The sequence below is a fragment of the Chamaesiphon sp. OTE_20_metabat_361 genome (genome assembly GCF_031364565.1).
In genome coordinates this window covers 1-6529 of the sequence record NZ_JANLWO010000525.1, presented here as the reverse complement: position 1 = coordinate 6529, position 6529 = coordinate 1, and the positions used below count along the sequence as shown (strand labels likewise).

The window sequence follows — 6529 nt, the reverse complement described above, 5'->3', positions numbered from 1 at the left end:
TGGTATTGGCTCGGATCGTAACCGCCTGGAATCTCACTTTGCTTGAGAATTGTCTTCGATCGCGATCGCAGATCGTACTCAAATACCGTCATCGGCGAGACTAAAGAGGTATAGCCAAAGCGGAATTTCTGCGTATCGTATTCCCAATTAGCCGCACCAAATACTAGATAAGTGGGATCGTCGAACTCTAGATAATGTGACGCTTGATTCTGAATTTCGATCGTTACACCCCGCCAGAAGGGCCATGAATACAGCGTTAGTCATCATGATGGCTCTTTTTACATTCTCACCAATGACAACGCCCAGAACTTCCGCATCATGCGGACGCTGGTAGCGCAACCCCAGCAACAGTACTGGGAAGAATATATTGCCCACGATCCCGATCGATTAATTGAAGGAATTGATGAGTTTAAAGATTACCTGATTATTAGCGAACGCTATCAGGGTTTGGGACAATTACGGGCGATCGAAATTCAGAATCAAGCGTCACATTATCTAGAGTTCGACGATCCCACTTATCTGGTATTTGGTGCGGCTAATTGGGAATATGATACGCAGACATTCCGCTTTGGCTATACTTCTTTAGTCTCGCCGATGACCGTATTTGAGTACGACTTGCGAGCGCGAACGAAGACAATTCTCAAGCAAAATGAGATTCCAGGGGGTTACGATCCGAGCCAGTACCATTCCGAGCGAATTTTTGCTCGTTCTCACGATGGCGTAGAAGTACCGATCTCGATCGTTTATCGCCAAGATTTTAAGCGCGATGGTACCGCACCGCTGTATCTCTATGGTTATGGTTCCTATGGAGCCATCCTAGATCCAGGCTTTTCTACCAATCGACTCAGTTTACTCGATCGCGGCTTTGTCTATGCGATCGCCCATATTCGCGGTGGTTCGGAGCTGGGGCGACACTGGTATGAGTCGGGTAAGTTCTTGCAAAAAAAGAACACCTTTCTGGACTTTGTGGCTTGTGCCGAACATCTGATTGCCGAAAAGTATACCAGCGCGGGTAATATTGCGATCGCGGGCGGTAGCTAGTCGGTGCGACGATTAATCTCACACCCGAACTATTCAAGGCGGCGATCGCTCAAGTACCATTTGTAGATGTGCTGAATACGATGCTGGATGCAGATTTGCCTCTTACGCAGTTGGAGTACGATGAGTGGGGGAATCCCGCCGATGAGGAGTTTTATCGCTATATCCGTTCCTATTCGCCTTACGATAATGTCGAGGCTAAGGCTTACCCACACTTATTGATTACGGCGGGATTGAACGATCCGCGCGTGACTTATTGGGAACCTGCTAAATGGACGGCAAAATTGCGAGATCTCAAAACCGATGATAATTTACTCTTGCTCAAAACCAATCTAGATTCTGGACATGGCGGCGCATCGGGACGTTATGAATATCTCAAAGATATCGCTTTGGAATATACGTTTTTGCTGACTGTTTTCGAGAAAGCGAGTAATGTTTAAGGGAGATTTTGCATGATGTCAAAATCGATCGACAAATTCAGCAGTTACACCTCCAATAACCTCCGTTCGGGATAAGGATCTTCATGATGAGTTTGCTCGATCGGTCAGCTATGTACTCAAGAATGGTGAACTTTATCATCGGTTACTATTGTAAGTTTGGTACCTACTTCTTTGTCATTAATCACTTCAACGATCTTACTCGCATCTTCATCGAATAAATAGGGACAAGCTGCTTTCAAATTATCTAAAAACTGTTCTGGAGCGATCGTTTCAAAGTGATTGGCAAATACTTTCTCAAATTCTTTAGGATCTAATGGCATAGCTAAATATCATCCATTGTGAGTATACATAACTCTTCAATTAAGCTCGAATCCAAAATCGAAATCTGGATATGTGTAAGATCGTAAATTGCCGAGTTTGGAAAAATTCTGTCACCTTCTACAAATGCCGATCTAATTGAGGTAATCCGATAGTCGGAAGAACTATTAAATGTTTTCACCACATACATTGAAGAATGAGCAGTCTAGTCGATGAGCCTTGGATCGAGCGGGGTTCTGCTGTGGAATGGTTAGATTTTGCTGTGTATAACTGGTTATAAATCCATCATACATCGTCTTCAAAAGTGGGTAATATCCAATGTCCTTCACTAACTTTTATCCAATATCGGCGAGGCAGGTCGATTCCAGAGAATTTTACCGTTAAATCTGGTCGATCTATTTCTTGTAACGGCGACATATCTGTTAGTTGATTGTAACTAAGGTCAAGCTTCTGGAGACTGCTGAATTGACCGATGGATTTCGGTAAGATGGTTAATTGGTTGCCACTAAGGTCAAGCTTCTGGAGATTGCTCAATTGACAGATGGAATCCGGTAAATTATTTAATTGATTATATCCAAGATCGAGTTCTTGGAGACTGCTCAATTGACCGATAGATTCTGGTAGGCTAGTTAACTGGTTCCAACTAATATCAAGCTTCGAGAGATTTGCAAGTTGAACGATCGATCTCGGTAAAGATCCAACTTTTGGAGATCGGCAAGTTCGCCATCCCAATTTACACCTAGTTCTGTCAACCATTGAACTATTTCGATTTCCGATCCGTCTCGCTCGTTTTGCATAAACTCTAAAATTCTCTTAGTAAAAACTGGAAATTTCAAAGGTTCGATCGAGATAATGAGATTGCAGTTCGCGGTTAGTTAGCTTACTGAGCAGAGAAATTGTGAGCGCGGGATAGGTATTCATGTGACATTTAGGGATTCTCCATGAGTAACGACAATTTCAATATAACGCCCGATCGAGATCGCGCCAATTCAGCACGATTAGAATGGAGAATATCTTAAATCGAGCCTCAAGCCTCAAAGCTTTGAAAACCTAAATTACAATTATGATTAGGAACCTTGCCGCCAATATCTAAGCTTATGGTTACTCAATTACCGACACCTAACCAAATCGATTATCCAGACAGCGATGGGAAGCCAATGTCCGACAATACCAAACAGTTTCGCTGGATTACGATCGTCAAATATAACCTAGATTGGTTGTTTGCCAATGATGAGAATGTCTTCATCGCTGGAGATTTGCTCTGGTATCCAGTCGAAGGCAATCCCAAACGACGTGCGGCTCCAGATGTAATGGTCGCATTTGGTAGACCCAAAGGAGATCGCGGATCGTACAAGCAATGGCAAGAAAATAATATTGCACCGCAAGTAGTATTCGAGATCCTGTCACCTGGGAATACCGCTAATGAAATGGCATCGAAGTTAGCCTTTTACGATCGGCATGATGTCGAAGAATACTATATTTACGATCCTGATGTTAATGCTCTGTCTGGCTGGGAGCGATTGGATGGTTATCTCACTGAAATTCCAGTGATGCAGGATTGGATTAGCCCGCGCTTGGGAATTAAATTCGATCTCAATACACAGCCCGAATTGCAAATCTACCGACCTGACGGGGAGGTATTTTTAAGCTTCGAGCAGGTTTCTCAAAGGTTAGAAACAACTACTCGCGAGTTGGAAAATATCTCCCAAACCCTCTCGACAACCGAGCGGGAGTTAGCTGCCCAAAACGAGCGTAACCAGTTACTCGCGGCAAAGCTGCGAGAATTGGGTATCGATCCAGATACGATTTAGCCAGAAAAAATGAGGTGAAAACACGATCGTGTTTTCACCTCATTTGTCATACTTGTGAAAGTCGCGTCGATCTAGTCGATGGTTCTTTTGCCAGTAAACTTGAGCTTCGCTGGCTCGGGATTGCTACCAATGTTTCGATCGACACTATTTTGCGCTTCCCGCCCGGGATTGACTTTTTCAGGGAATACACCATCATTGGGATGGAGTAAAGTGGTGTCACCTTTAGGCAGGATGCGATAAACTTTGTAATTGGTGATTTTGAACTTCCGTAATTGACCGCCAAGCGCCAAACATTGTTCTTTGCGTGCCATGTACAAGAGGTTGTCTCCCGATACCATTGTCGCGGCTCCGCCTGTAGGCATTTCAAATACTTGTTCCTTGGGACTGTTCCAAGTAATTGCGTATTTTTCTTCTACATCGGCTTTGCTGAGTAAACCACCAGTGCTACCGCCAAAAAGCGGTGTTTTGCCCGTTAGTTTGATTGCCATAAAACTACTCGTTATAGGGTTTTTGTCATGGTACCACTCAGCTCGATCGCGATCGCTATCTCGTCAAGAACTGTAACAGTCGATCGCGGTGGCAAGCGCATCGTTGACGATCGGATCGGTTTTCAACCACAGACCCGATGATGGCGATCGCATACAATTAATTTATCAATCGTCGATCGATCGTCATGAGTGAGAATTCTACTGCTATTTCCTTGTCGGTCGCCCCCGCTCGGGTGGTACGGGGCACAAACGCGCTTGCAGACGCGATCGAGTTCATTATCCGTCTGGGTCAACGTCCGCTGATAATTGGTGGCGCTCGGAGCTTGGCACTGGGTCAATTACAGGTATTGTGGGAGCGTCCAGAATTAGCGATCGAGGTTGCCAGATATACGCCTGACTGTTGTGAAAGTAGTCTCGATCGACTGATGCTCGCCGTCAGCGCTCATCAAGCCGATGTCATCATCGGGATTGGCGGCGGTAAATGCTTGGATACTGCTAAATTAATCGCTCATCGGACAAATTTGCCAGTCGTCACGATCCCGACATCTGGAGCTACCTGTGCGGCTTGGACGGCGTTATCAAATATTTATTCGGAATCCGGGGCATTTTTGGCAGATGTGAGCCTCGCCAAGTGTCCGGATTTGCTGGTGCTAGATTATGGGATTGTGGCGACAGCAGCGCCACGGATGCTAGTCGCTGGAATTGGGGATGCGATTGCCAAATGGTATGAGGCTTCTGTGAGTAGCGGTCATTCTACCCAAACCTTACTAATTGCTGCCGTTCAACAGGCGCGCGTCCTCCGCGATCTCTTATTCCAAAAGTCAGCCGCCGCGCTAGCAGATCCGGACGGTGCGGACTGGCGCGAAGTCGTCGATGCTACCGTCCTCCTGGCGGGGGTAATTGGCGGGCTGGGTGGTGCCCAGTGTCGCACTGTAGCCGCCCATGCCGTCCATAATGGTCTGACTCACCTGCCGGGCAGTCATCATGCCTTACACGGCGAAAAAGTGGCCTATGGGATCTTAGTCCAGTTACGCCTCCAGGAGATGCTGCAAGGCGATCGATTAGCCGCTACCGCCAGACAGCAGTTACTCAGTTTTTATGAGTCGATCGGGTTGCCCAGAACTTTAGCCGATCTGGGTTTGAGTGATGTGACGATCGCGCAGTTGCAATACGCTGCGACGCTCGCTTGCCAGCCTGATTCCGATCTTCACCGCTTACCGTTTACAGTCACACCAGAGCAATTAGTCGCAGCGATGGTATCGACAACCATCGTCGAAGTCGAACATCGCTGGGCTGGAGTCGCCGCAGCTACCGAAAATGTCTCCTGAGCGGGTTGGGTAATCCTGACAGGCGCGATCGAGCCTAAAATTAAATTTAGCTAAAAATTTGATAAACTGTAGGGTGTGCGCCTTCAATATGTAAATTCTATGAAGCTCATTCAGACAGCTACTATCTTCATCGCTTTGACTAGTGTTGTCGCGTTTAGTCGGGCAGAGCGGGTATTTGGCTATGCGATCGCGCCACAGATTGGCCGACCTCTGGTGAATATCGTTCAGTCTACTAATCTACTTGAGGAAGGTCTGAAGAAACAGGAGCGAGAAGACTATGTGGGCGCGATCGCCGATTACACGGAATTTCTCAAAACCAATCCCAACCACCTAGCTGCATATAGCAATCGCGGGTTTGCCAAGGCGATGCTCGATCGGCTACCAGAGGCACTGAAAGATTTCGATCGGGCGATCTCCCTAGCGCCTAATAATGCCGATGCCTACAATGCACGCGGTAACGTTCATGCGATGGCTGGCAACTTGAGCGCGTCGGTTCGCGATTTCAATCAATCGATTCGCTGCGATCGAGATTTCGCTGATGCCTATTATAATCGGGCGATTAGCAGACATGGTTTGGGCGATCGGCGGGGTGCCCGAGCCGATTTGACTAAAGCCGCGCGCTTATTTCAGCAGCAGCAAGATGTCGGCGGCTACGAGCAGGCGACAGAATGGATAAATAAGCTACGTTGAATTAATTAATAATTAATAATTGGGTTTTTAGGATGGGAATTTAGCGGATGCAACCACGCGGAGGTTCCCTCCGCATGTGTTGCACCAAGCAGCAGATGCGCTCGTCACGGAGGTTCCCTCCAGATTGAGCGCACCACGTAGCGGATGGAACCCTTGCTGAGGTTCCCTATTCCCTATTCCCTGACTTCTGCGAAAAGTCTACTGGCGATCTTTAACCTTCATTACTACCATTGTCATATCATCACCATTGGCTTTATTGACGCCCGTGAAGGAGGCAATCGTCTCGACGATAAAGTCTAGAGTCGCTTGGGAGGTCAAGCCTTGTTTACAGGCGGTATGGAAGGTATAGATGAGATTTTCTTCATTGAACCTCTCCCCAACTTGATTGGCAGCATCGGTGAAGCCGTCTGGGTAGT

The 6529-nt window shown here is 46.9% G+C and carries 8 protein-coding genes and 2 pseudogenes; 4 read left to right on the top strand and 6 right to left on the bottom strand.

The features are described from left to right. A pseudogene (locus RMO35_RS15200) lies at nt 1-215 on the bottom strand (oligopeptidase B); the annotation flags it as partial. Here RMO35_RS15200 and RMO35_RS15195 point away from each other — a divergent pair. Beyond that, nucleotides 214-1478 (top strand): annotated as a pseudogene (locus RMO35_RS15195) (S9 family peptidase). The pseudogenes RMO35_RS15200 and RMO35_RS15195 overlap by 2 nt on opposite strands. A gap of 116 nt (nt 1479-1594) precedes the next feature. On the opposite strand, the gene RMO35_RS15190 reads toward RMO35_RS15195, so the two are convergent. The 3 genes from RMO35_RS15190 to RMO35_RS15185 form a co-directional block, all read right to left on the bottom strand. Continuing rightward, on the bottom strand, nt 1595-1798 hold the full coding sequence (locus RMO35_RS15190; protein ID WP_309742169.1) for a hypothetical protein: 204 nt from the start codon (nt 1796-1798) through the stop codon (nt 1595-1597). 283 nt (nt 1799-2081) lie between these two features. Further along, nucleotides 2082-2444: a leucine-rich repeat domain-containing protein gene (locus tag RMO35_RS25380; RefSeq protein WP_396135675.1), complete on the bottom strand. Its 363-nt coding sequence runs from the start codon at nt 2442-2444 to the stop codon at nt 2082-2084. Further along, a complete protein-coding gene (locus tag RMO35_RS15185) occupies nt 2426-2632 on the bottom strand; it encodes a hypothetical protein (protein WP_309742168.1) in 207 nt (68 codons plus the stop codon). The genes RMO35_RS25380 and RMO35_RS15185 overlap by 19 nt, the downstream gene beginning before the upstream one ends. Before the next feature lie 261 nt (nt 2633-2893). Here RMO35_RS15185 and RMO35_RS15180 point away from each other — a divergent pair, with 261 nt between their 5' ends. Continuing rightward, complete coding sequence (locus RMO35_RS15180; RefSeq protein ID WP_309742167.1) at nt 2894-3607, top strand: Uma2 family endonuclease; 714 nt, start codon at nt 2894-2896, stop codon at nt 3605-3607. Between the two features lie 71 nt (nt 3608-3678). Here the strand turns inward: RMO35_RS15180 and RMO35_RS15175 are convergent, their stop codons facing one another. Continuing rightward, complete coding sequence (locus RMO35_RS15175) at nt 3679-4095, bottom strand: photosystem I reaction center subunit II (RefSeq protein WP_309742166.1); 417 nt, start codon at nt 4093-4095, stop codon at nt 3679-3681. A gap of 185 nt (nt 4096-4280) precedes the next feature. Between RMO35_RS15175 and RMO35_RS15170 the strand changes: the two genes are divergently transcribed. Then, nucleotides 4281-5423: an iron-containing alcohol dehydrogenase family protein gene (locus RMO35_RS15170; protein WP_309742165.1), complete on the top strand. Its 1143-nt coding sequence runs from the start codon at nt 4281-4283 to the stop codon at nt 5421-5423. A 99-nt stretch (nt 5424-5522) separates the two neighbouring features. Then, nucleotides 5523-6113 carry a tetratricopeptide repeat protein gene (locus tag RMO35_RS15165; RefSeq protein WP_309742164.1) on the top strand — a complete coding sequence of 197 codons (591 nt, stop codon included), beginning with the start codon at nt 5523-5525 and terminating at the stop codon, nt 6111-6113. A gap of 198 nt (nt 6114-6311) precedes the next feature. On the opposite strand, the gene RMO35_RS15160 is transcribed toward RMO35_RS15165, so the two are convergent. Beyond that, on the bottom strand, nt 6312-6529 hold a 218-nt coding region (locus RMO35_RS15160; RefSeq protein ID WP_309742163.1), incomplete at its 5' end, for a SpoIIE family protein phosphatase.